Genomic DNA, 22,715 nt, shown 5'->3' with positions numbered 1-22,715 from the left:
CACGCTCAGGACCAGCATGCGAGAACGACCTTCTCCGACCACGGGACAGGGGTGGAGGATCCTGTGATCCGCGTCACCTACCGGCGGGTAAGTCGTTGGACCGGAATACCTCCCACCCTGTTCCCGGGCATGTCGCGGCGGGTCGTTGCCCTCAGAACTGAAACATGTTCTACTACAGGCTTGAAACGTGAGCCGAGTCACAAGACCACGCGAAAGGTGAAGGATGGCAGTGCAGTTCGCATCGCTGGTCCGAGGTGTCGGCGGGATGGGCCTGATGACCGGAGAGGTCGTCAAGGGGACGTTCACGACCAAGTTCCAGATGCGGGAGTTCCTCGAGCAGGCCTGGTTCATCACGAGCGTCACGTTGCTGCCGGCGGTGCTCGTCTCGATCCCGTTCGGCGCGGTCATCTCGCTGCAGGTCGGCAACCTCGCCGGCCAGCTCGGAGCACAGTCGTTCGCGGGGGCGACCGCCGTGCTCGCGGTGGTCAGGGAAGCGGCGCCGATGGCGGCCGCGCTGATCATCGCCGGGGCCGCCGGGTCGGCGATCTGCTCCGACATGGGATCGCGCAAGATCCGTGAGGAGATCGACGCGATGGAGGTGCTGGGCATCGACCCGGTGATCCGGCTGGTGATCCCGCGGGTCCTCGCGTGCCTGTTCGTCTCGGTGATGATCAACGGGATCGTGATCGCGACCGGCATCGGTGGCGGCTACTTCTTCACCGTGATCGTCCAGGGCGGCTCGGCCGGTGCGTTCCTGTCGAGCTTCACCGCGCTGGCGAGTCTTCCCGACCTCTACATCTCGATGGTCAAGTCGGCCCTGTTCGGGTTCCTGGCGGCGATCATCGGCGCCTACAACGGCCTCAACGCCCAGGGTGGTCCCAGCGGCGTCGGCCGAGCGGTCAACGAGGCCGTGATCATCGCGTTCATGATGCTGTTCGTCCTGAACTCCATCATGACCGCTGTCTACTTCCAGATCGTTCCTCAGGACGGGTTGTGATCCCCCGGTGTCCAACACGCTCGCCCAGGTGGGCAACCAGATCGTCAAGGAGCAGCGCCAGGCCGTCGAGGGCTATGGCGACCAACTGCTCTTCTACGTCAAGGCCCTGGCCTGGGCTCCCCGCACCATCCGCCGCTACAAGCGGGAGGTGCTCAACATCCTGGCCGAGGTCGCCTTCGGTGCCGGTGGACTGACGATGATCGCCGGCACCGTCGGCGTGATCGCGTTCATGGCCTTCTTCGCGGGCTCCGAAGTAGGCATCCAGGGCTACGCCAGCCTGAGCCAGATCGGTGTCGCGAAGTTCTCCGCGTTCATCTCGGCCTTCTTCAACACCCGAGAGGTCGCCCCGCTGATCTCCTCGATCGCGCTGGCCGCGACCGTCGGCTGCGGCTACACGGCGAGGCTCGGCGCGATGCGGATCTCGGAGGAGATCGACGCGCTCGAGGCGATGGGCGTGCCGAGCCTTCCCTACCTGGTCACCACCCGGATGATCGCCGGGTTCCTGGCCGTCATCCCGCTCTACATCGTCGCCCTGTGCGCCTCCTACCTCAGCCCGCGGCTGATCACGACGCTCATGTACGGGCAGTCGGGCGGGACGTACGACCACTACTTCCTGGCGTTCCTGCCGCCGATCGACATCCTCTACAGCTTCCTGAAGCTGATCATCCTCGCGGTCGCGATCATCCTGATCCACTGCTACTACGGCTACACCGCCTCCGGCGGCCCGGCCGGGGTCGGCATCGCGGTCGGCAAGGCCATCCGTACGTCCATCGTCACCGTCGTCGTCGCGGACTTCTTCCTGAGCTTCGCGATCTGGGGCTCGACGACCACGGTCCGGATCACGGGATGAGGTGGGCAGCCAGATGTTGATGGGCATCCAGCGCGACACCCGCGCCGAGCACACCAAGCTCTTCGTCTCCGGGATCGCCTTCACGGTGACCCTCGCCCTGCTGATCACGCTCTGCATCGCGATCTACCAGAAGGCGTTCGTGCAGTTCACCACCGTGAGCGTCGAGGCCGACCGAGCCGGCCTGCAGCTGCCGCGCTACGGCGACGTACGCATGCACGGCGTCATCGTCGGCCAGATCCGCGAGATCAACCAGGACGGCAAGAAGGCAGTCATCGAGCTCGGTCTGGAGCCGGAGCAGGCCGAGAAGATCCCCGCCAACGTCAGCGTCGCGATCAAGCCGACGACGCTGTTCGGGCAGAAGTACGTCGAGTTCATCGACCCCGAGGGGGAGCGCACCGGTGCGCTGAGCGACGGCACCGTGATCCCCGCCGACCGGGTCCGCACCAGCGTCGAGCTCGACGTGATCCTCGCCCGGCTCTTCCCGCTGCTGAAGTCGATCCGTCCCCAGGACCTCAACAGCACCCTGCACGCCCTCGCCACCGCGCTCTCCGGCAACGGGGAGAAGCTCGGCGAGACCATGGTCCAGCTCAACGACTACCTCGAAGAGATGAACGTCCACCTCCCCACACTCGAACGCGATCTCGAGGACATGGCCGACGTCGCCGAGACCTACTCCATGGCCGCGCCCGACCTGGTCAAGGTCCTCGAGAACACCACGACCACCGCCAACACCGTCACCGAGCAGCGCGCCCGCCTCGGCGGCCTGCTGACCTCCGTGACCGGAGTCGCCGACACCTCCAAGAACCTGCTCGCCGAGAACGAGAAGGCGATCAGGTACGAGACCGAGCTGGCCGTCCCGCTGCTCAAGCTGCTCTCCGACTACTCGCCGGAGTACACCTGTCTGCTGCGGGGCCTCGACGACTACACCGAGCTGCTGGCGACCGTCTTCCAGCAGAACCGCGTGCGCCAGACGATGGTCCTCGACGGCACCCAGAAGCCGGCGTACGGCCGTGACGACCGCCCCGAGTGGGGCGAGATCGGCCACGGCCCGTGGTGCGACGGCCTGCCGAACCCGCAGGTTCCTGCCGGCCCGAACGAGCTGGAGAACGGCACCGAGGACGTCCCGTGGGCACCCGGGAACGGGGGTCTGCAGTGAACAAGCGCGATCTGAAGACCGCGGTGGCCGGGACCAAGCTGGTCATCTTCACCGTCCTCTCGATCCTCGTCACCGGCACCCTGGCCTCGATCATGGGCAACGTCGGCTTCGGCGACCGGGTGCCCTACCGGGCCGAGTTCACCACCGCCTCGGGCCTGAGCGAGGGAGACGACGTACGCGTCGCCGGCATCAACGTGGGGGAGGTGCTCGCCGTCGAGATCGAGGACGGCGACCACGCGATGGTCACCTTCCGGGTCGACAAGACGGTGCCGCTGACGACCGCGAGCGGGGCCCAGGTGCGCTACCTGAACCTCGTCGGTGACCGCTACCTGGCGCTGACCCAGGACGCCGGTACGCAGGAGGCCGGGGCGGAGGCGTCCCCGTTGCGACAGGGACAGGCCATCGCGATGGCCAACACCACGCCCGCGCTCGACCTGACCGAGCTCTTCAACGGCTTCCAGCCACTCTTCCAGGCGTTGCAGCCCAAGGACGTCAACAAGCTCTCGCTCAACCTGATCCGGGTGCTTCAGGGCGAGGGCGGCACGGTCGCCAGCCTCCTCTCGGAGACGGCCGAGCTGACCAGCGCCCTGGCCGAGCGCGACCAGCTGATCGGCGACGTGATCACCAACCTCTCCAAGACCCTCAACACCGTCAACGAGCACCACACCGAGCTGGCCGAGCTCATCCAGCAGCTCAGCGGCTGGATGAAGGACCTGGCGCGCGACAAGGAGGCGATCGGCGACTCGATCTCCTCGATCGGCGACCTCACCGACGAGCTGGCCGGGCTGCTCACCGACGTACGCCCGTTCCTCAAGGAGGACATCAAGCAGCTCAAGCGGGTGGTGGACATCCTCAACAAGCCGGGCAACCAGAAGCTGCTCGACAAGACGCTCGAGCGGCTCCCGGAGACCCTCGAGTCGCAGGCGCGGATCGGCAGCTACGGCTCCTGGTACAACTACTACCTCTGCGACCTCGACTTCTCGATCAAGCTGCCCTCGCTCGGTGAGCTGCTCGACAACTCGCCCGCCGTCAAGGCGATCCAGAAGCAGCTCGACAACGTGGCCTTCTACAGCCGGGCCGAGAGGTGCAAGCTCTGATGGCACATCACAGCGACACCCAGCTCAAACGCACCGGCGTGATCACGATCGTGGCGATCGCGCTGGCCCTGACCGCGGCGTTCAACCTGCGCAAGCTCCCGTGGTTCTCCGGCACCACTTACCAGGCCGAGTTCTCCGACACCAGCGGCCTGCACGTGGGCAACCGGGTGGAGATCGCCGGCATCCGGGTCGGCCGGGTCAGCGACATCGAGATCGAGGGCGCCAAGGTGGTCGTCTCGTTCTCGGTTGAGGGCACCGAGATCGGCCATCGCAGCGAGGCCTCGATCGGCGTGCTCAACCTGCTGGGGGAGAAGTACCTCGACATCACCCCGCAGGGTGGCCGCACGCTCGACGCCGGCTCGAAGATCCCGCTGGCCCGCACCAGCGCCGGCAGCGACATCGTCGGCACCTTCGGCGATCTCGCCGAGACGACCGAGGCGATCGACACCCAGCAGCTGGCCAAGGCGCTGACCACGATGTCGGGCACCCTCGACAAGGCCGGGCCCGAGGTGCAGGGCGCCTTCCAGGGCATCGCCGCGCTCTCCCAGACGATCGCCGCCCGCGGCGACGAGCTGGAGTCGCTGCTGGAGGACGCCGAGAAGGTCGTCCAGCTCGTCAACCAGCGCAAGCAGGACATCGTCAGCGTGATGGAGAACGGCGATCAGGTCTTCGCCGAGCTCATCCAGCGCCGCCAGGCGATCCACCAGCTGCTGGTGAACGCCACCGCCCTGGCCGAGCAGCTGCAGGCCCTGGTGAAGGAGAACCAGAAGCAGATCGGGCCCGCGCTGGACGCGCTCAACCAGGCGCTGAAGTTCCTCAACGCCCGCGACGAGGACCTGACCAAGACCATCCAGAACTACGGGCCGTACGCGTCGATCCTGATCAACATCATCGGCACCGGCCCCTGGTTCGACGCCTACCTCGCCAACCTGACCGGCATCGTGAGCGGCGAGTTCGTGCCCGGACGACGACCAGGGATCGTGGAATGACAAAGAACTTCTGGGGCCGAAAGTGGGCCGCGCTGCCGATCGCGCTCGTGGTGATGTGCGGGCTGCTGCTCGTCTCCGAGGTCGCCGCCCCCGACACCAAGATGGTGACCGTCAGCTTCCCGCAGGCGGTGAGCATCTACGAGGGCTCCGACGTGGTCATCATGGGCGTCAAGGTCGGCAAGGTCGCCTCGCTCGAGCCGAAGGGCGACCACGTGGACGCGGTGATCGAGTACGAGAGCGACTACAAGCTCCCCAAGGACGTGAAGGCGGCGATCGTCACCCCGACGCTGGTCGCCGACCGGTTCGTACAACTGACGCCGGCCTACACCGGCGGGCCGGCCATGGCCGACGGCGGGGAGATCCCGATCGAGCGCACGGCGGTCCCGGTCGAGCTCGACCGCATCTACGCCAGCCTCTCCGAACTCACCACCGCGCTGGGTCCCAACGGCGCCAACAAGAACGGCGCGCTGAGCGACGTCCTGCGCGAGGGCGCCGACGCCCTGGAGGGCAACGGCAAGATCGGCAATCAGGCGATCGCCGACATGTCCGAGGCGGCCCAGGTGCTCGGCGGCAACTCCGAGCAGCTCTTCAGCACCCTCTCCCAGCTCTCCGAGGTCACCCGGACACTGGCCCGCAACGACGACACCACCGAGAAGTTCCTGACCGACCTCGGGACCGTGTCCACCCAGCTGGCCGGTGAGAGCGACGAGCTCGACCAGGCGCTCGCCGCGATCGCGCAGGCGGTCAAGGTGACGAAGTCCTTCGTGGAGAACAACCGCGACGCCCTGGTCGGTGACGTCAAGGAGCTCAACAAGACGCTCAACATCCTGGCCAAGGAGAAGGAGACCCTCGGCACCGTCATCGACCTGGCGCCGCTCGGTATCGGCAACCTGGCCGAGTCCTTCGACCCGGCGTCGGGCTCGGTCGGCTTCCGGCTGCAGGTCGGGCCGATCGGCTCCGACCTCTCCAACATCCTCTGCATGGTCGTGGAGAACGACAAGATCCCGGGGGCCAAGGAGATCTGCGCACTGTTCAAGGCGCTGCTGCCGACCGGGTCGACCGCGCCGGTGGGCAAGGCGCTGACCGACGCCGCTGCGCCGACCGACCGTGACACCGCCACCGGGCTGCCGATCGGGCCGACGAACGACACCAAGGCCAAGCAGCCGGAGGTGGAGCCCGAGGTGGTCACCCAGGGCGGCATCACCGAGCTCAGCGGCTCGCTCCAGGAACTGATGTCGGGAGGCAAGAGATGAGGACGCGTGTCTTCCTGGCGATGATAGGCCTCGTCGCGATGGCGAGCGGGTGTGGCGTACAGGCCTATGACCTGCCGCTTCCCGGCAAGGAGGTCGGCGAGGGCGACGGCTACGTCGTCACCGCGGAGTTCAACGACGTCGTCGACGTGGTGCCGCGCACCAAGGTGATGGCCAACGACGTGCCGGTCGGCCAGGTCGACAAGGTCGAGCGGGAGGGCTGGCACGCGAAGGTCACCATGACGCTGCGCAAGAACATCGAGCTCCCGGCCGACGCGCTGGCCAACGTACGCCAGACGAGCCTGCTCGGGGAGAAGTACATCGCCCTGGTGGCGCCCGAGGGGTCCACCATCGCCAGCGCCGGCAGGCTGGGCGACGGCGCCACCATCGGCCTGGACCGCACCAACCGCAACCCCGAGGTCGAGGAGGTGCTCGGCGCGCTCTCCTTCCTGCTGGCGGGCGGCGGCGTCGGGCAGCTGAAGACGATCAGCGACGAGCTCAACACCATGATGGACGGGCGCACCGGCGACATGCGGGCGCTGCTGGGCAACCTGGAGACCACGGTCGCCTCGCTCAACCAGCAGAAGGGCTCGATCATCAAGGCGATGGAGCAGGTCGACCGGCTGACCCGCACCCTCAACAAGGAGTCCGAGAAGATCGAGGCGGCCATCGACTCCTTCGGGCCGGCGCTCGAGGTGCTCCGTCAGCAGCACGCCGACCTGATGAAGATGATGAAGGCGCTCGACCGGCTCGGGGTCGTCGCGACCCGGGTGATCAACCAGAGCGGTGACAACCTGACCACGGCGCTGGACGAGCTGGCACCGACGCTGCGCGAGCTCGCCGACGCCGGTGACTCGCTGCCGCGCGGCCTGATGATGGCAGCCAGCTTCCCGTTCCCCGAGAACGCGTCGGGGCTGGCGATGGGTGACTACTCCAACGCGCTGTTCCACATGGACCTCGACCTCGGCAAGCTGGTCGGCAGCCTCACCAACGGAAAGTCGAGCGGCATCATCCCGCAGGTCTTCCAGATCTGCCTGTCCTACTCCAAGGGGTGCGAGGCGATCCAGCCGCTGGCCAAGGCGCTGTGCGACCTGACCAACCTGCAGCTGGTCTGCTCGGTGGTCGGCAAGGAGGACACGGCGGCGAAGCCGGGGGAGAAGACGCCGAAGCTTCCCGACATCTCCGACCTGCTGCCGAAGAGCTCGACCTCGACCAAGACGCCGGGGCTCAACGACCTGGTGCCGGAGATCGCCGAGGGCCTCTCGAGTCCGACCGAGACCGAGTCGCCGACGGCCGAGCCGACCACCGGAGGCCTGGCCGGCCTCCTCGGACTGCTGGGAGGCGGTAGCTGATGACACGGAGCGTCCGGAACAAGCTGGTCATCTTCCTCATCCTCGCCGCGGTCGGGATCTTCTACGTCTCGGCCGCCTACCTCGGCCTCGTCGACCGGGTCCTGGGCCGCCACGTGGACGTGTCGGTCGACCTGCCGGCCTCAGGTGGCCTCTACGAGGGCAGCGAGGTCAACTACCGCGGCATCAGCATCGGCCGGGTCGCCTCGATGACCGTCACCGACGAGGGCGTACGCGCAGAGCTGGAGCTCGACCCCGGCACCGAGGTGCCGCGGGACGCCGAGGTGGAGGTGCACAACCTCTCGGCGGTGGGGGAGCAGTACATCAACTTCATCCCCGACTCGGCCGCCGGTCCCTACCTCGCCGAAGGCGACGTCGTCACCGCCGGGCCGGAGTCGATGCCCGGCACCACCGACGAGCTGCTCACCGAGCTGAACAGCTTCACCACCTCGATCAACGGCGAGGACCTGAGCACCGTCGTCGCCGAGCTCGGCACGCTGTTCCGCGGCAACGCCGAGAACCTGCGTACGCTGCTCGACTCGGGCTCCACGCTGGTCGACCAGGCCTCCGCTCACCAGAAGGAGACCGTGCGGCTGCTCAACACCAGCCAGACAGTGCTCCAGACGCAGAAGGAGCACAGCGGCGACATCCGCGAGTTCGCCGACGGGCTCGAGGAGGTCACCGCGACGCTCGACAAGCGCGACCCGGAGCTGCGCGAGATCCTGCAGGGCGGCGAGGCGACCGCGGTCCAGGTGCAGTCGCTGCTCGACGGTCTGCAGCCGCTCCTGCCGGTCTTCCTGGCCAACCTCAGCACCGTCAACGAGGTGCTCACCGCCCGGCTGCCCGCGATCGAGCAGACCCTGGTGACCTTCCCGCGCGTCGTGGCGACCGGGTGGACCGGCTCGCCCGGTGACGGCTACGGTCACCTGTCGATGGGCTTCGTCTACACCACACCGCCGTGCCAGGAGGGCTACAAGCCCGCCGACCAGTGGATCCCCGGCACCGTGATGGAGGACCAGCCGCTCTATCCGGCCAAGTGCACCGACGAGCGCGCCCAGCCCGGCTATGAGGGCGACAACCCGATCATGCAGCGCGGTGTCAACATGGTCCCCGAGCCCGAGGGTGTGGGGAAGTACGTCACGACCTACGACCCGAAGACCGGGCGCACCAAACTTCCCGATGGAAAGACGGTCACGATGTCCACCCCGACCGATGACGGAGGCCTGGTCTCCGCCCTGTCCGACGACTCCTGGCGATCGATGATCCTGGGAGAGGAGTGAGTCCGGTGCCTGAACCTGCCGACCCGGCCAACAACCCCCTCGACGTCAGGCTCTCCGTGGCCAGACTGGGGCGGGTCAACACCGTGCTCGCGGCGGTGGTGGTGATCCTGGTGGTGCTGGCCGCGGCCGTCTTCATCGGCGGCGCCCGGGTGCTGCCCTGGACGACGCCCGCCGAGGCCGCGGCCGCCGACTACGACGAGGTGATGGCTGTCGCCGAGGACGGCGTGATCGCCTTCCTCGATGTCGACTACCGCGACATGGACCCGCGGATCCAGGCCGTCAAGGAGATCTCCACCGGCACCTTCGGCAAGGAGTACACGGCCATCGCCGAGCAGATCCGCCAGGCCGCGATCCCCGCCCAGACCATCTCCAAGGGCAAGGTCAAGCAGGTCGGCATCCGCGCGATCGGGTCGAAGAAGGCGGTCGTGCTGGTCGCCGTGGACTCGGTCGTCACCAGCAGCCAGACCGCTGAGCTGAAGAAGAGCGACACCTGCCCCTACGACGGTGCGCGGTGCTCGAAGTACCGCTTCAAGGTGTCGCTGGCCAAGACGAAGGACGGATGGCGCATGTCCGACCTGGCAGGAGTCAACTGATGACAGGCGTACGAGCGAACGGATCGGTCTCGACCGGCCAGAAGGAGTGCCCCTTCTGCGCGGAGACGATCAAGGCGGCCGCGATCAAGTGCCGTTACTGCGGGTCCGACCTGCTGCCTCCGGCTGAGGAGCAGAAGGACCAGGACGTACGCGACGAGGTCGCTGCTCCGGAGGAGAGCGAGGCTTCGGCGGCGGAGGCCGAGGTCGACGAGACCGAGATCGAGCCTCAAGCTGAGGTTGAGGGTGAGGGTGATTCCGAGGGACGTGCCGGGTTCGCGGAGCGCTGGCTGGGTGACGGGAGCCGGGCGCTGACGGCGGTTCTCGGCGTACTCGTCCTGGTGGCCGGCGGTCTGCTGTGGCTGGCCGTCGACATGGCTTCGAACGACGACGTGGCGCCGAACGGGGAGCTGACCGCGGCCGGGTCCCGGGCAGCGATCATGGAGCACTCGGTCGACCTGGCGCAGACGGTGATGTCCTACCAGGCCGCCAGCGCGGAGAAGGACATCGCGGCAGCGAAGAAGCTGATGACGCCGGCGATGCAGAAGGACTACGAGAAGACGCTGCCCGGCGAGGACAAGCGCAAGGAGCAGGCCGACCTCGGCATCAAGGTCGACGCCGAGGTGGCGCCGCTCTCCGAGGAGGGCGCGAAGGCCGCCGAGGAGGGCAAGGCCTGCGTCGACGAGGACTGTGCCGCCTCCATCATCTCGGCGACCGAGGAGTCAGCGAAGGTGCTGCTCTTCGTCAACCAGAGCGCGACCGCGCCGAAGACGAAGAACACCGTGGTCAGCCCGACCTGGGAGGTGCTGACGCTGGTCAAGGACGACGGTGGCTGGCTGATCTCCGAGATGAAGGCCGCCTCCTAGTCGAAGCGGAGCCCGAGGCGGAGGGCCTAGTCTCACCATGAGGTCCCGCCAAGGGACCGCTCCACCCTGATATGGTAGAACGTGTTCTAGTTTCACTGCTCGAGGAGGGCACATGGCCGGCTCCCGCCAGTCCGTACAGCTGACCGACGCCGAGATCGAGGACTTCCTCGGCTCGCAGATGAAGGTGCAGGTCGCGACCGTCGGTCCCGACGGCGCACCGCACCTGACCACGCTGTTCTACGTGCTCGACGAGGGCAGGATCGTCTTCTGGACCTACGGGTCCTCGCAGAAGGTCCGCAACCTGAGGCGTGACCCGCGGGTCACCTGCCTGGTCGAGGACGGCGTGGACTACTTCGAGCTGCGTGGGGTGAGCATCACCGGGAAGGTGAGACTCGTCGAGGACTACGACGAGATCAAGGGCATCGGGTCGCGGGTGATGACCCGGATGGCCGGTGGAGCCGACCTGGGCGAGCTCGGCGAGGACCTGGTCTCGAAGCAGGCGCACAAGCGCGTCGGCATCGTCATCGAGCCCGACAAGGTCGCAAGCTGGGACCACCGCAAGCTGGGCGCGCTGCCCGGCCAAGGCTGAGTTCAATCACGGCGAAGACAGAGGAGACGGACATGGCAAAGGTGATCGCGGACTTCGACCTGTGCGAGTCCAACGGGATGTGCGAGGCGTTCGCTCCCGACGTGTTCGAGATCGATGACGACGACTACCTGCAGATCGAGGACCCGACCGTGACCGACGAGAACCGCGGCCGCATCGAGCAGGCCGTGGCCGGCTGCCCCAAGGCGGCCCTGAGGATCGAGGAGTAGCACCACGTGAGCATCGACCTGGATGGAAAGATCGCGATCGTCACCGGAGCCGGGGCTGGTCTAGGGCGCGCAGAGGCGGTCGCCCTGGCCCGTGCCGGTGCCCGGATCGTGCTCAACGACCTGCCCGGCGCCGCCGACGAGGCCGCCGAGGAGATCCGCGGGTTCGGTGGCGAGGCGGTGATCGCGGCCGGCGACGTGAGCGAGCGTGCCACCGCCGACGCGATGATGGCTGCCGCCGTCGACGGCCTCGGCGGGCTCGACATCGTGGTCAACAACGCGGGCATCACCCGCGACAAGATGCTCTTCAACATGTCCGACGAGGAGTTCGACCTCGTCGTACGCGTGCACCTCCGCGGCCACTTCCTGCTGACCCGCAACGCCTCGGCCCACTGGCGCTCGGTCGCGAAGTCGACGGGCGCACCGGTGGACGCCGCCGTGGTGAACACCTCCTCGGAGGCGTTCCTGTCCGGGCCTCCGGGGCAGGCCAACTATGGTGCCGCGAAGGCCGGGATCACCGCGCTGACGATGTCGACGGCGCGCTCGATGGGCCGTTCCGGCGTACGCGCCAACGCGATCTGCCCGCGGGCCGCGACCGCGATGACCGAGGGCGTGCTCTCGGGTGACTCGTACGGGCCCGAGCACGTCGCACCGCTGGTCACCTACCTCGCCTCGCCGGCCGCTTCCGCGATCACCGGACAGGTCTTCGTCGTCTACGGCGGGATGATCGCCGTCCTCGCGCCGCCCACGGTGGCCGAGCGCTTCGACAACGCCGCCTGGGACCAGGACTCGCTCGACAAGCAGGTCGGCGGCTGGTTCGCCGACCGCGACCCCGCGGCCGGGTTCTCGGCCGACTCGATCATGCAGCTGAAGCTCAAGGAGCAGTGATGGCACGTCTCGACGGAAAGACCGCGATCGTCACCGGTGGTGCCCAGGGGCAGGGAGCCGCGATCGCGCGCGCCTTCGTGTCCGAGGGCGCCAAAGTGGTGATCGCCGACGTGGCCGACGAGCCCGGTAAGCTGCTCGCCGAGGAGCTGGGGGAGTCCGCGCTCTTCGTGCACCACGATGTGAGCTCGGAGGAGTCCTGGACGGCGCTCGTGGCCGAGACCGCCGAGACGTACGGACCGGTCAACGTCCTCGCCAACAACGCCGGCATCCTGCGCTTCGGTGAGATCCTGACCCAGCCGGTCGAGGAGTTCGAGCTGCTGTGGCGGGTCAACACCCTCGGCTGCTTCCTCGGGATGCGCTCGGTCATCTCGACGATGAAGGAGAACGGCGGCGGCTCGATCATCAACGCCTCCTCGATCGAGGGCCTGGCCGGGATGGCGTTCGTGGCCGGCTACACCTCGACCAAGTTCGCCATCCGCGGCATGACCAAGGCGGCGGCGCTCGAGCTCGGGCCTTCGGGCATCCGGGTCAACTCCGTACACCCCGGCATGATCGACACTGGGATGACCCGCGGCGTCGGTGCCGATGACGCCGCGATGGAGTTCGGCGCCGCCAAGGTGGCGCTCAAGCGCGTCGGTCACCCGGAGGACATTGCGCCCCTCTACGTCTATCTGGCCTCTGACGAGTCGGGTTTCGTCACCGGCGCCGAGATCGCCATCGACGGCGGCGCGACCGCAACTCACGCCTTCGGCGGCTGATCCCTCGGCGTGGGTGAGTCGGCCACGCGAGAGGCTCGTCTCCGGCATACTTCCGCGGGAAGGTTTCAGTCAGCGGGGACGAACCGAAGGCCATCAGAACTTGTCTCGACGACGCAGTGCGTTCGCCACCGTTGTGGTGCTGGGTGTGTTCGCGTTCCTCTACAGCGTGGTCCTCGCGATCCCGGTCTACGTCGGCGACATCTCGGCTCTGTGGAGCGCACGGGGACATGCCTGGTTCGGGGACGTGCTCGGCCGGATGGTGGACGGGTTCTCCTTCTTGTGGGGATCGGCGGTGATGAACGAGGGCTATCCCGTAGCACCCACGTCCGGTTGGCCGACGGTGGTGTTCGTCGTCCTGCTCGTCGCGCTGGTCTACGCGAGCCTGCGGACCGCCTCGGACGGCGTCTACGCGGTGGCCGGCCGGGTGCTGTGCGCGAGCGTTCTGGCCGGAGGCCTGACGAACCTCTTCGTGGTGGTCCAGACGGTCCTGGGGATCCGTGGTGGGCTCGAGTCCTTGCCGACGGTCATCTGGGCGGTGCCCGACGACGGGATCTGGCTCGGTCTGGTCGTGGGAGTGTTCGGTGGGTATGCGGCGTACGCGGCGGCGGCGTTCGCTCGGTTCGCCGCCCTCGCCCTGCACAGTGAACGGGAAACCGATGACCCCGCCACCGCGACGGAGCGCGGCTGGCCACGGGCGGCGCAGGTCGCGACCTGGGGTGCGCTGCCGGCACTCGTGCTGGCACTCGTCGGCGGATTCGTCTGGGACTACGGCCCGGACGCCGACCCGTTCGGGGCGGACATCGACCCGCGCCAGGCCTGGGTGCGCCTGGTCTGGTTCGCCCACGCCAGTTTGTCGGCGCCGCACAACCCTCATTCGCTCAGTGGCAGCTTCGACACGTCGGTCTGGTTGCCGCGTACGTTGACGTCGCTCGTCCTCGTCGCGCTGGTGTGGCTGGTGGTTGCGCTCGTCCTGGCGGGCTGGCAGCGCAGCGGCAGGCCGGGTGGGCTCTGCGTCGTGGTGCAGCTCTGGGCCGTAGTGACTGTGCTCGCCGGGATCGTCGGCCTGCTCGAAGGCGCACTCGTGCCGCAGGACGACTTCGCGCTGGCGAGCCACTACTGGGCACTCGACACCGCTGCCCAGGGCATTCGGTTCGGGGCCTGCTTCGGCTGGATGACCGGCATCGCCGTGTTGCTCGCCCTACGACTCTCGAGAGGAGCACGGACTGATGTCGAAGAAGAGGTCTCGTGAGACCGAGACCGACGAACTCCGGCAGGGGCGGCTGGCTTCGCTGGTGAGGAAGCCGGCCACCTGGGTTGTCGGGGTGATCCTGGTGGCGCTGGGCGCGACCTTCAGCTCGGGACTGCAGAGTCTGTTCGCCGGCCTCTTGCCCGACGGCTGGAGCGAGCCGGGCAGCGGCATCAAGGTGGTGGACGTACGCCGTAAGCAATTGAGCGGCCGAGTGCTGATCCCGCCCTCGGAGTCGGATGTGGCCTTCAGCGGCCGGGAGGCTGCCTTTGGCTCAGTCAACGATCCCGACTGGGAAGCGAGCCACGACTGGTATGCCGCTGGCTACATCACCTGGGAGGTGACCCTCGTCGGGCGCCACAGCGACCCCGTGGTGATCACCGACCTCCGCCCCGAACGGATCGGGGCGTGTACGGAGCGGCTCAAGACGGGAACGCTCGTCGAGGACCTACCGCAGGGGGAGGGTACGAAGATCGAGATGGAGACTGCCATCGATGCGGAGGCGCCCAAGTTGACCTCGCCCGAGGACGGCACGGCGTACTTCGACGGTGGGACGGTCACGCTGGCCAAGGGCGAGACGGTGGTCATCTCCATCCAGGCGACCAGTGCCGGGCCGACGTGCCAATGGGTGTTCGAGGCCGACTACGTCGACCACGGCAAGCGCGAGACGATGACGATCAAGGCGCCCGGAGATCGCCCGTTCGCGATCACGGGCTTCAGCGAGGATCAGCCCTACGACTTGACCTGGGCCATCGAATGCAGCCGCGCGATGACACCCGAGGAAGTGTCCGCCATCGAAACACCGGCCGACTGCCGATAGGTCAGCGCAGCAGGAGGCGTACGGCTACGTCGATCGACTTCTCGACGTCCTTCTCGTCCATGCGACCCGTGACCCAGGAGATGAGGGCGGAGAGCCATACGTCGGAGATGATCCGGATGATGGCGGCCTCCTCCTCGGTGACCTCGCCGTGGTCGGGGGTGCCGTGCATGGCGCGGGCGATGACGGTGGTCAGGCTGGTGCCGACCTCGTGGATCTCGCCGGTCACCGACTGGTCGGCGAACATGAAGGCGCGGACGAGGGCTTCGGTGAGCTTGGGCTGCTTCTGCAGGGCGCGGGTGCGTCGGTTGAGGACGTACATGATCCGCTCGTGCGCGGTGTCGCCCGGCGTCGCCCGGATGGCGGAGCGGTCGACGTCCTTCGTGAACTCACGCGCCAGCGCGGAGACCAGCAGGTGGATCTTCGAGGGGAAGTAGCGGTAGAGGGTGCCGAGCGCGACCTCGGCCTGCTCGGCGACGGCGCGCATCTGCACGGCGTCGAAGCCGCCCTCGGCGGCGAGGCTGATCGTGGCGTCGAGGATGCGCCTGCGGCGCTCTCGCTGGGCCGCGGAACCGCCGGTGGGTGCGGTGGCCGGAGTCGGGCCATCGGTGTCGCGTGGCTCCGTGCTGACGGACGTCACTGGTTGTCCCCCTAGGACTATGACCGGATCTCGATCTGTGGCTCTCAGGCTAACCGCAACGGCGACCGAGAGTGAAACACGTTCCTTCGTGAGTCTAGACTTGTAACACGTTCTACATCAGTCTCTATTCCTGAAGGCCGCGGAACCAGACGGAAATAGTAGGAGGTCCCTGTGCCGATCGGCATCACCGACGAACACCAAGCCCTCAGCGAGAGCCTGCGCGACTGGGCCAAGGGGCTGGGTGGCATCGCGATCGCCCGAGCCGCAGAGGGCACCGCCCCCGCGGACTTCGACGAGGTGTGGCGGGGTGTCGAGGAGTACGGCGTCGCCGGCATCGCGGCGCCCGAGCCGAACGGTGGTGGCGGGACGCTGCTGGATGCGGCCGTCGCGCTCGAGGCCTGTGCTCATGAACTGCTGCCGGGCCCGCTGCTCGGCAGCGCGCTCGCCGCCTTCCATGCGGGAGCCACCGGGCTCGGCGACGTGGTCGGTGCCGTCACCGCCGGCGGCTGCGGGATCGCGCTCGACCCGATACTCGAGCTCGGCGACAGGCTCCGGGGAACGGTTCCTGTCGTCTACGACGGTGGCGGGGCGGCGCAGCTGCTGCTCGGGGCCCGCGGCTCAGACGGCGAGGAACACTGGTTCTTCCTGGCGGCCGAGCAGGCGGACGTACGTTCCCAGGTGGGTCCCGATCTGACCAGGCGAATCGCCGAGGTGTGGGTCGACGTCGATGTCAGTGAGGCGGTCGAGGTCCCGGGCCTGCGCGGCGAGGCGGTGCGGCGTACGGCCCTCACGCTCGCTGCCGCGGAGGCCGCCGGGATCGCGCAGTGGTGCCTGACGACCGCCGTCGAGTACGCGAAGGTGCGCGAGCAGTTCGGGGCGCCGATCGGGTCGTTCCAGGCGATCAAGCACCTGTGCGCCCAGATGCTGGAGACCGCCGAGGCGGTGGCCGCTAGCGCTTGGGACGCTGCCGCGTCGGCCGAGGGTGGCGACGTGGACCAGTGGGCCTTCGCGGCCGAGGTCGCCGGCGTCACCGCGCTCGACGGAGCGGTCCGGGCGGCCCAGGACTGCATCCAGGTCCTCGGCGGCATCGGCTTCACCTTCGAGCACGACGCCCACCTCTATCTGCGCCGTGCGGTCGCCCTGCGAAGCCTCCTCGGCGGCGGTGACGCCCACGCGGTCGCGCTGGCGAAGCACGCCGTGGCCGGCATCCGTCGCTCGGTCCGTGTCGACCTCGACGGCAAGGACGACGCGATCCGTCCCCGAGTCCAGGAAGCCGTTGCCGCGATTGCGGCTCTACCAGAGGCGGGGCGCCGGGATGCGCTCGTCGACGCGGCGCTTCTCGCACCGCACTGGCCCGCTCCGTACGGGCTCGGTGCCGGACCCGTCGAGCAGCTCGTCATCGACGAGGAGCTCGCTGCCGCCGGGGTGTCGCGGCCCGACATCAAGATCGCCGGGTGGGCCGTGCCGACCATCCTGAAGCACGGCACCGACGCCCAGCGCGAGCAGTTCGTCGAGGCGTCGCTGCGCGGCCGGATCGTCTGGTGCCAGCTCTTCAGCGAGCCCGGCGCCGGCTCCGACCTGGCCTCTCTGGCGACCCGCGCCGAGCGAGTCGAGGGCGGCTGGCGGCTGACCGGCCAGAAGGTGTGGACCTCGCTCGCGGCCGACGCCGACTGGGCGATCTGCCTGGCGCGTACCAACCCCGATGTACCCAAGCACAAGGGCATCACCTACTTCCTGGTGGACATGCGCAGCGAGGGGATCGACGTCCGGCCGTTGCGCGAGCTGACCGGCGACGCCCTCTTCAACGAGGTGTTCCTCGACGGCGTCTTCGTGCCCGACGAGCTCGTCGTCGGCGAGGTCGACGGCGGCTGGCGCCTGGCCCGTACGACGCTGGCCAACGAGCGGGTCGCGATGGCCTCGACCAACCTCGGCGGCAGTGTCGAGCGCGCGGTGGCGCTCGCCGGCGATCGCGGTGAGGCTGATCTCGCCCGGGTCGGCCATGCCGTCGCGCTCTCCACGGTCTGCGCGCTGCTCGGCGTCCGCTCCACGCTCAAGGCGCTCGCCGGGCGCGGACCGGGTGCGGAGTCCTCGGTGGCCAAGCTCTTGACCGTACGCAACCGTCAGGACGCCTCCGAGCTCGTCGTCGACCTCCTCGGCCCACTGGCGCTCACCGACGACCCGCAGGTCCGCGAGGACCTGCACCAGTCCCAGCTCACCCGCTGCCTCTCGATCGCCGGCGGCACCACCCAAGTGCTCCGCAACGTAGCCGCCGAGCAAATCCTCGGCCTACCCAGATAGCCCGAGAAGTCACTTCTTGACGCCGAGAGGTCAGTTTTCGACGTCGACACGTCAGTTTTGAGGCGTGTCACGCCAGAAACTGACCTCTCGGCGTCGTTTTCTGACTTCTCGGCGTCAGAAAGTGACGGCTCGGCGTGGCTCTGGAAACTAGAACGCGTTACAGTTCTGGGCATGGTCGATTCTGCTATGGACGCTGTGCGGGATGTTGCTCGGGCGGTGCTCGCTCGGGAGTCGGACCGCGGGGACTGGGCGGCTTGGGCGAGCGCGGGGCTCACCTCGCTGCCGGTTCCCGAGACCCACGGGGGCGAGGGGTTCGGGCTGGCAGAGGTCGCGGTGCTGCTGCGGGAGGCCGGGCGCCATGCGGCGCGGGTGCCGGTCTGGGAGACCCTCGCCGTCGGCGCGCTGACGCTGGCGGGTCACGGGACGCCGGAGCAGCAGGGCTCGATCCTGCCCGGGGTGTCGAGCGGCGAGACGCTGCTGACCCCGGCGTGGCTCGAGCCGGGACGCCCGGAGCCACCGCGGGCCAGCTTTCGGGACGGCACCGTCAGCGGTCGCAAGACCGGGGTGACGTACGCCGCCGAGAGCTCGCGCCTCCTGGTCACCGCGACCGCTGCCGAGACCGGGGAACCGGTCGTGGTGCTCGTCGACCCGAGCGGCCCGGGCGTCACACTGGCTCCGGCGAGCGCGTCGGGCGAGGTGCCACAACACACCGTCGTGCTCGAGGACGCGCCGGCAGAGCCGCTGGGCCCAGGGGCCTTCGAGGCTCTGGCCGGTCTCGCGACCGCCGGGCTGGCAGTGAGCGCCGCGGGCGTGCTCTCCGGTGCCCGGGATCTGACCGCCGATTATGTGAAGAACCGGCAGCAGTTCGGCCGCGCCCTCGCGGAGTTCCAGGCGGTCGCGCTGCAGCTGGCCGACGTCTACGTCACCTCGCGCACGCTCGACCTCGCCGCCGACAACGCGGTGGCCGCGATCGCGGACGGGCGAGCGGCCGCGGTCGACCTGAAGGTCGCCGCCTACTGGGCCAGCCAGGTCGCGCCGTACGCCTTCCGCACCTGCCACCATCTCCACGGCGGTATGGGTGTCGATGTGACCTACCCGCTGCTCGCGTTCACGACCTGGGGCACCGACATCGCCCACCAGCTCAACACCTCGGCAGCCGACGTCCCGGTCGAGAGCGCGGAGGCCAAGAACCTCGAGCTCACCGAGGCGCAGCGCAGCCTGAAGTCCGAGGTCAGGGCCTACTTCGTGGGCCTCTCGCACGAGGGTGAGCCGGGCGACCCCGGTCCCGAGGGATCGTGGGACCGACACGGCCCGACCTACCAGAAGCTCATCAAGCAGCTCGGCGACGACGGCTGGATGGGAGTCGGCTGGCCCAAGGAGTACGGCGGCCACGGCCTCGGTGAGGTCGAGCAGACGATCTTCGCCAACGAGGCGCAGTACGCCGACGTGCACCTGCCGGCGGTGACCCTGCAGACGGTCGGCCCGACGCTGATCCGCTACGGCACCGACAAGCAGAAGGAGATGTTCCTCAACCGGATCCTCGCCGGCGAGGTGCACTTCGCGATCGGCTACTCCGAGCCCGAGGCGGGCACCGACCTGGCCTCGCTCCGCACCACGGCCAAGCAGGACGGCGACCACTACGTCGTCAACGGCCAGAAGCTGTGGACCACCGGCGGCCACGCCGCCGACTACATCTGGCTGGCCGTACGCACCGACCCGGACGCCCCCAAGCACAAGGGCATCTCGATCCTCATCGTCGATACCACCGACCCGGGCTTCTCCTGGACCCCGATCATCACCGCCGACGGCTCCCACCACGTCAACGCGACGTACTTCAACGACGTCCGCGTCCCGGCCGACATGCTGGTGGGGGAGGAGAACAAGGGCTGGAAGCTGATCACGACCCAGCTCAACCACGAGCGCGTCATGCTCGGCCCGGCCGGCCGGATCGAGGGTCTGCGCGACCGCGTCTTCCGCTGGGCACAGTCCCAGGGCATCGCCGACAGCCCGGACGTACGCGCGCTGATCGGGAAGACCACCGCCGTCTTCCGGGTCAACGAGCTGCTCAACTGGGAGGTCGCCAAGGCTGCGGAGGCCGGGGACATCGAGGTCGCCGACGCGTCCTCGTCGAAGGTCTTCGCGGCCGATCAGGTCCAGCACCTGCTCGCCGACCTGATCGCACTCGTGCATCGCCATGGCGATCCCGGGGATCCGGCCACGAAGAGCCTGCTCGACTATCTCGACGCCCAGGCGAAGCGGAACCTCGTGCTCACCTTCGGCGGCGGCGTCCAGGAGGTCCAGCGCGAGCTGATCGCGATGTTCGGTCTCGGGATGCCGAGGGTGCCGCGATGAGCGAGAAGCAGACGCTGGTGGACGAGGCCGTCCACGAGAAGATCATGGCCGCCGCCGAGGAGGTCAAGTCGTGGGGCGAGGCCGCCGAGCGCGACGCCCGCGACGTGGTCAACCAGCCCACGATCAGCAACTGGCTCGAGGCGATGGGTCTGGAGTCCGAGCGCTTCCACCAGGGGGAGGCGCCGCCCTCGATGGCGCAGGTGTGGACGATGTACGGCCAGAGCGTCAAACGCCCCGAGCGCGACCCTCTGCACGCGATCATGAACGTCCTCACCGGCGCCGGCTTCAACGGCGTCCTCGGCACCAACTCCGAACAGAGCTACGACCGCTACCTCCGCGTCGGAGAGCAGGTCCGCATCACCACGGCGCTCGACTCCGTCGTCGGTCCGAAGAGCACCGGGATGGGTGTCGGCTACTTCGTGACCTCCAGGAGCACCTGGTATGTAGAAGACGAGCGGGTAGCGACCATGCTGTTCCGCGTCCTCAAGTTCATCCCGCGAGCCGTAGGCGAGGACAAGAAGTGAGCGGCCCGGTGCGCCCGGTGATCGGCCGGGACAATGCGTACTTCTTCGAAGGAACCGCCAAGCAGGAGCTCCGCATCCAGAGCTGCAACGCCTGTGGCACCCTGCGGCACCCGCCGGGCCCGGCATGCCTGAGCTGCGAGGCGTACGACCGCGGACATGTCGTCGCGCGGGGCGAGGGCACCGTCTACTCGTTCACCGTCGTCCACGCGCCGAAGCTGCCCGGCAAGGAGCTCCCGCTGGTGGTGGCTCTGCTGGATCTGCCCGAGGGCGTACGCATGGTGGCCGAGGTGACCGGCGTGCCGCCCGAGGGTGAGGACGGCCTGAAGATCGGCGAGCGCCTGGTCGTCGACTGGAACGTCATCGATGAGGAGCTGACGCTCCCGATCTGGAGGAGGCCCTGATGAAGACTGGAGACGAGATCCCGGTCTGGGAGCTCCCGATCACGCCGACGCTGGTCGTCTCGACGGCGATCGCGACGCGGGACTTCCAAGACGTGCACCACGACCGCGACCGTGCCCAAGCGGCCGGCTCGAAGGACATCTTCATGAACATCCTGACCTCGACGGCGCTGTGCGAGCGGTACGTCACCGACTGGGCCGGCACCGACGTTCAGATCAAGGGCATCTCGATCCGGTTGGGGGCCCCGGCCTACCCCTACGACACGCTGTCGTTCTCCGGCGAGGTCACCGATGTCACCGACGGGATCGCCACGATCACCGTCACCGGCGCGGTCTCGCTCGGCGCGCACGTGACCGGAACGGTGAAGGTCGCGGCATGACGCTCAGTGGAAAGGCAGCGATCGTCGGTATCGGCGCGACCGAGTTCTCCAAGGAGTCGGGGCGATCCGAGCTCCAGCTCTCCGTCGAGGCGACCAGAGCCGCCCTGAACGACGCTGGACTCGCCCCGGCAGACGTCGACGGACTGACCACGTTCACGATGGACACCAGTGCCGAGATCGCGCTGGCCCGCGAGCTCGGGCTCGGCGACCTGAGGTTCTTCTCGCGGATCAACTACGGCGGCGGCGCGGCTTGCGCGACCATCCAGCAGGCCGCGATGGCGGTCGCGACGGGCGTCGCCGATGTGGTGGTCGCCTACCGTGGCTTCAACGAGCGCTCGGGGCAGCGGTTCGGGCAGGTGCAGCCGTGGGCCGCGCAGCAGGTCAACACCAACGGCATCGACAACGCCTGGACCTACCCGCTCGGTCTCTCGACCCCTGCGGCGACGGTCGCCATGCAGGCGCGCCGCTACATGCACGACTACGGCGTGACCAGCGCGGACTTCGGTGCCGTGGCCGTCGCCGACCGGCGCCACGCCGCGACCAACCCGGCCGCGTTCTTCTACCAGAAGCCGATCACCCTCGAGGACCACCAGGCCTCCCGGATGATCGCGGACCCGCTCCACCTGCTCGACTGCTGCCAGGAGTCCGACGGCGCCGTCGCGATCGTCGTCACCAGCCCCGAGCGGGCCCGCGACCTGCCGAATCCGCCGGTCGCCATCGCCGCGGCCGCACAGGGCAGCGCCGCCGACCAGTACGTGATGACCTCCTACTACCGCGACGAGATCGGCATCCCCGAGATGGGCGTGGTCGCCAAGGATCTGTGGCGCCAGTCCGGTCTCGCCGCGGCCGACATCGACACCGCCGTGCTCTACGACCACTTCACCCCCTACGTACTCATGCAGCTCGAGGAGCTCGGCTTCTGCGGCAGGGGAGAGGCCAAGGACTTCGTACGTGACGGGGCCATCGAGCTCGGCGGACGACTGCCCGTCAACACCCACGGCGGCCAGCTCGGCGAGGCGTACCTGCACGGCATGAACGGCATCGCCGAGGGCGTACGCCAAGTACGCGGCACCTCCGTGAACCAGGTCGCGGGCGCCGCGCATGTGCTCGTGACCGCGGGCACGGGCGTACCCACGAGCGGACTGGTGCTCACCTCCTCCTGACCGGGTCGACGCAA

23 protein-coding genes are annotated in these 22,715 nt (G+C 68.4%); 22 read left to right on the top strand and 1 reads right to left on the bottom strand.

The features are described 5' to 3' along the window. Positions 1-265: 265 nt before the first annotated feature. The 16 genes from ABZY89_RS12800 to ABZY89_RS12725 all read left to right on the top strand — a co-directional run bounded on the left by ABZY89_RS12800 (position 266) and on the right by ABZY89_RS12725 (position 14,949). Positions 266-997: an ABC transporter permease gene (locus tag ABZY89_RS12800; RefSeq protein ID WP_305367616.1), complete on the top strand. Its 732-nt coding sequence runs from the start codon at positions 266-268 to the stop codon at positions 995-997. A 7-nt stretch (positions 998-1,004) separates the two neighbouring features. Then, complete coding sequence (locus ABZY89_RS12795) at positions 1,005-1,847, top strand: ABC transporter permease (RefSeq protein ID WP_091041523.1); 843 nt, start codon at positions 1,005-1,007, stop codon at positions 1,845-1,847. A gap of 13 nt (positions 1,848-1,860) precedes the next feature. Continuing rightward, positions 1,861-3,003, top strand: a complete 1,143-nt coding sequence (locus ABZY89_RS12790) for an MCE family protein (RefSeq protein ID WP_355227628.1) — start codon at positions 1,861-1,863, stop codon at positions 3,001-3,003. Then, on the top strand, positions 3,000-4,100 hold the full coding sequence (locus tag ABZY89_RS12785) for an MlaD family protein (protein WP_355227626.1): 1,101 nt from the start codon (positions 3,000-3,002) through the stop codon (positions 4,098-4,100). Before ABZY89_RS12790 ends, ABZY89_RS12785 begins: the two co-directional genes overlap by 4 nt. Next, entirely contained in the window at positions 4,100-5,089 is a 990-nt protein-coding gene (locus tag ABZY89_RS12780) for an MCE family protein (protein WP_355227624.1), read from the top strand. Before ABZY89_RS12785 ends, ABZY89_RS12780 begins: the two co-directional genes overlap by 1 nt. Further along, positions 5,086-6,342, top strand: coding sequence for an MCE family protein (locus ABZY89_RS12775; RefSeq protein WP_355227623.1), 1,257 nt, complete (start codon positions 5,086-5,088; stop codon positions 6,340-6,342). The genes ABZY89_RS12780 and ABZY89_RS12775 overlap by 4 nt, the downstream gene beginning before the upstream one ends. Beyond that, the gene (locus ABZY89_RS12770; RefSeq protein ID WP_355227621.1) at positions 6,339-7,691 is read left to right on the top strand and encodes an MCE family protein; all 1,353 of its coding nucleotides are present in this window, start codon (positions 6,339-6,341) and stop codon (positions 7,689-7,691) included. The genes ABZY89_RS12775 and ABZY89_RS12770 overlap by 4 nt, the downstream gene beginning before the upstream one ends. After that, complete coding sequence (locus ABZY89_RS12765) at positions 7,691-8,968, top strand: MlaD family protein (RefSeq protein ID WP_355227619.1); 1,278 nt, start codon at positions 7,691-7,693, stop codon at positions 8,966-8,968. Before ABZY89_RS12770 ends, ABZY89_RS12765 begins: the two co-directional genes overlap by 1 nt. 5 nt (positions 8,969-8,973) lie before the next feature. Further along, on the top strand, positions 8,974-9,561 hold the full coding sequence (locus tag ABZY89_RS12760; RefSeq protein ID WP_355227618.1) for a hypothetical protein: 588 nt from the start codon (positions 8,974-8,976) through the stop codon (positions 9,559-9,561). Next, positions 9,561-10,424 (top strand): hypothetical protein, encoded by an 864-nt coding sequence (locus tag ABZY89_RS12755; protein ID WP_355227617.1) that lies wholly within the window; start codon positions 9,561-9,563, stop codon positions 10,422-10,424. The genes ABZY89_RS12760 and ABZY89_RS12755 overlap by 1 nt, the downstream gene beginning before the upstream one ends. A 112-nt stretch (positions 10,425-10,536) precedes the next feature. Further along, positions 10,537-11,013, top strand: a complete 477-nt coding sequence (locus tag ABZY89_RS12750; protein WP_355227615.1) for a pyridoxamine 5'-phosphate oxidase family protein — start codon at positions 10,537-10,539, stop codon at positions 11,011-11,013. A 32-nt stretch (positions 11,014-11,045) separates the two neighbouring features. Next, positions 11,046-11,240, top strand: coding sequence for a ferredoxin (locus ABZY89_RS12745; RefSeq protein ID WP_141804749.1), 195 nt, complete (start codon positions 11,046-11,048; stop codon positions 11,238-11,240). 6 nt (positions 11,241-11,246) lie between these two features. After that, complete coding sequence (locus ABZY89_RS12740) at positions 11,247-12,125, top strand: SDR family oxidoreductase (protein ID WP_355227614.1); 879 nt, start codon at positions 11,247-11,249, stop codon at positions 12,123-12,125. Then, the gene (locus ABZY89_RS12735; RefSeq protein ID WP_355227612.1) at positions 12,125-12,883 is read left to right on the top strand and encodes a glucose 1-dehydrogenase; all 759 of its coding nucleotides are present in this window, start codon (positions 12,125-12,127) and stop codon (positions 12,881-12,883) included. The genes ABZY89_RS12740 and ABZY89_RS12735 overlap by 1 nt, the downstream gene beginning before the upstream one ends. Positions 12,884-13,028: 145 nt before the next feature. After that, entirely contained in the window at positions 13,029-14,132 is a 1,104-nt protein-coding gene (locus ABZY89_RS12730; protein WP_355227610.1) for a hypothetical protein, read from the top strand. Between the two features lie 73 nt (positions 14,133-14,205). Continuing rightward, positions 14,206-14,949 carry a hypothetical protein gene (locus ABZY89_RS12725; RefSeq protein ID WP_355227608.1) on the top strand — a complete coding sequence of 248 codons (744 nt, stop codon included), beginning with the start codon at positions 14,206-14,208 and terminating at the stop codon, positions 14,947-14,949. Position 14,950: 1 nt separating this feature from the next. Here ABZY89_RS12725 and ABZY89_RS12720 read toward each other — a convergent pair whose 3' ends face one another. After that, a complete protein-coding gene (locus ABZY89_RS12720) occupies positions 14,951-15,586 on the bottom strand; it encodes a TetR family transcriptional regulator (RefSeq protein ID WP_355227606.1) in 636 nt (211 codons plus the stop codon). Between the two features lie 171 nt (positions 15,587-15,757). Between ABZY89_RS12720 and ABZY89_RS12715 the strand changes: the two genes are divergently transcribed. From ABZY89_RS12715 to ABZY89_RS12690, 6 genes are all read left to right on the top strand, one after another. Further along, positions 15,758-17,884 (top strand): acyl-CoA dehydrogenase, encoded by a 2,127-nt coding sequence (locus ABZY89_RS12715; RefSeq protein ID WP_355227604.1) that lies wholly within the window; start codon positions 15,758-15,760, stop codon positions 17,882-17,884. 171 nt (positions 17,885-18,055) lie between these two features. Further along, a complete protein-coding gene (locus ABZY89_RS12710) occupies positions 18,056-20,236 on the top strand; it encodes an acyl-CoA dehydrogenase (protein WP_355227602.1) in 2,181 nt (726 codons plus the stop codon). Further along, on the top strand, positions 20,233-20,760 hold the full coding sequence (locus ABZY89_RS12705) for a MaoC family dehydratase N-terminal domain-containing protein (protein ID WP_355227600.1): 528 nt from the start codon (positions 20,233-20,235) through the stop codon (positions 20,758-20,760). The genes ABZY89_RS12710 and ABZY89_RS12705 overlap by 4 nt, the downstream gene beginning before the upstream one ends. Further along, positions 20,757-21,161 carry an OB-fold domain-containing protein gene (locus tag ABZY89_RS12700; protein ID WP_355227599.1) on the top strand — a complete coding sequence of 135 codons (405 nt, stop codon included), beginning with the start codon at positions 20,757-20,759 and terminating at the stop codon, positions 21,159-21,161. The genes ABZY89_RS12705 and ABZY89_RS12700 overlap by 4 nt, the downstream gene beginning before the upstream one ends. Then, positions 21,161-21,538, top strand: coding sequence for a MaoC family dehydratase (locus ABZY89_RS12695; RefSeq protein ID WP_355227598.1), 378 nt, complete (start codon positions 21,161-21,163; stop codon positions 21,536-21,538). Before ABZY89_RS12700 ends, ABZY89_RS12695 begins: the two co-directional genes overlap by 1 nt. Further along, positions 21,535-22,701: a lipid-transfer protein gene (locus tag ABZY89_RS12690; RefSeq protein WP_355227597.1), complete on the top strand. Its 1,167-nt coding sequence runs from the start codon at positions 21,535-21,537 to the stop codon at positions 22,699-22,701. Before ABZY89_RS12695 ends, ABZY89_RS12690 begins: the two co-directional genes overlap by 4 nt. Positions 22,702-22,715 lie beyond the last annotated feature (14 nt).

This window comes from Nocardioides sp. NPDC006303, assembly GCF_040613175.1.
Lineage (GTDB): Bacteria > Actinomycetota > Actinomycetes > Propionibacteriales > Nocardioidaceae > Nocardioides.
This window is presented reverse-complemented; position numbering and strand designations above follow the sequence as displayed.